We start from the raw sequence: 1,526 nt of genomic DNA, 5'->3' as shown, positions 1-1,526 counted from the left end.
AACGCTCTGATTCAAGATCAACCAGAAAAGTAAACTTCAATAGACCTTCCTCGCCAGAAATCAACCCGGGCTTGTGCAACAACAGGATAGATTGCGGCTGGGCGCAATCTATCCTTATTCGTTATGTTTCGACCCCTTTTAGGTACTGTGCATATAGTATGTCAGCAAAGTCGGTTTCATTTATTTTTTGAATGACCAAATCTCGAACTGCATTTGCTAAAAGATCATTATCTTCTGTGATTTCATAGTCATTCAGAGAAAGATATTCAAGTGCAACAGCTAACCCTGTGCGTTTATTGGCATCTGGACAGGCATGAGAAACTGCAATAGATGCAGTATATTTTGCAGCTATTTCAAATACATCATCTAAACCTTCGTAAACTACTGCATTATCAATACGACTTAATGCTCCTTGCAACTTGGATACATCAACGCTACCTTTCATTCCTGGCTCAGTTGAAAGAATGAAAGCATTTATCTCAACCACACGTTCAAAGGGGAAGCAGATAATATCCATTACATGTCAGCCAATTTTTTGAATGTTTTAGTGTGAGTTCTTAAAACAAGTTTTGTTTCTGATTTTATGATTTGACGCCCAGTTTCCCCTGAAAGATCAAGCTTCTTTGTTGCCTTGATTTTTGGCCTTTCAACAGGCTGAACACCATAGTCTTCGACTTTTGAGTTCATGGTTTTTCCTTATTTAAAAATTTAGATGTATTATAGATCGATAGATTGAATTAGAAACATAACGCCTGCGTGTGCGGCTTGTCCGCACGACGCGCTTGTTATGCGTGTGCTCTGATTTTTGCTGCAATATTAGCCAATATTTGATCGTCGGCTCTTTCGTGATCGTGCGAAGAAATATAGCCCTCGTATTTCTTGAAGAATTTTTTGTTATTTGAAGAAATTGGTTGGAATGCTGAATCGTTTCCGGTTCCGTGCATTGGAAACAATTTGCTGTGCAAATGATCAATGCCATAACCCTCAAAAAACATTCCTGTTCTTGCAACACCTTCAAGAGATTTATCAAGAAGATTTGCCACCTTCTTTGTCGCTAAAACAAGATCACTTAAAACTTCATCAGATTGATCAAAAGCATAACTTGAATGATGTTGCTTTGGAATAACAACAGAAAAACCTTCTGTATTCGGAAAAATTGAAAGAAATGCTAAATGATTTTCGTCTTTCCAAATTTTATGACAGGCAACTTTACCTTCGACGATGTCACAAAAAATACAACTCACAGAAAAACTCCTTTGTAATTTTTGTATGAACGCATAATGAAATAAAGAAGAAATAAAGGACACCCAAAAATTTGACTAATCGGCCACACTGTCTATTTTTCTTCTGGAGCCTCTTAAGGGCATTAAGGAAATCTACCCAGCAACCAAAAAAAATAACATGACGACCGCCCGAAAAAACCTCATAGATCCAGCCAGTACGCCCTACTACCACTGCATGGCACGCTGTGTTCGCAGGGCCTTCCTATGCGGCAAAGACAATTTCTCAGGCAAAAACTTTGAGCA

The 1,526-nt window shown here is 38.4% G+C and carries 3 protein-coding genes; all 3 read right to left on the bottom strand.

Annotated features, from left to right (window positions below):
- Positions 1 to 121: 121 nt before the first annotated feature.
- The gene (locus tag J7438_RS25425; RefSeq protein WP_209278834.1) at positions 122 to 517 is read right to left on the bottom strand and encodes a type II toxin-antitoxin system death-on-curing family toxin; all 396 of its coding nucleotides are present in this window, start codon (positions 515 to 517) and stop codon (positions 122 to 124) included.
- Positions 517 to 687 (bottom strand): acetyltransferase, encoded by a 171-nt coding sequence (locus J7438_RS25420; RefSeq protein WP_209278833.1) that lies wholly within the window; start codon positions 685 to 687, stop codon positions 517 to 519. The genes J7438_RS25425 and J7438_RS25420 overlap by 1 nt, the downstream gene beginning before the upstream one ends.
- Before the next feature lie 98 nt (positions 688 to 785).
- The gene (locus J7438_RS25415) at positions 786 to 1,244 is read right to left on the bottom strand and encodes an HIT family protein (RefSeq protein WP_209204870.1); all 459 of its coding nucleotides are present in this window, start codon (positions 1,242 to 1,244) and stop codon (positions 786 to 788) included.
- Between the last annotated feature and the right edge of the window lie 282 nt (positions 1,245 to 1,526).

It is taken from the genome of Thalassotalea sp. G20_0 (assembly GCF_017744175.1).
Taxonomy (GTDB): Bacteria; Pseudomonadota; Gammaproteobacteria; order Pseudomonadales; family Endozoicomonadaceae; genus Endozoicomonas.
The sequence above is the reverse complement of the archived record's forward strand: the minus strand, read 5'-3'. Positions and strand labels throughout refer to the sequence as shown.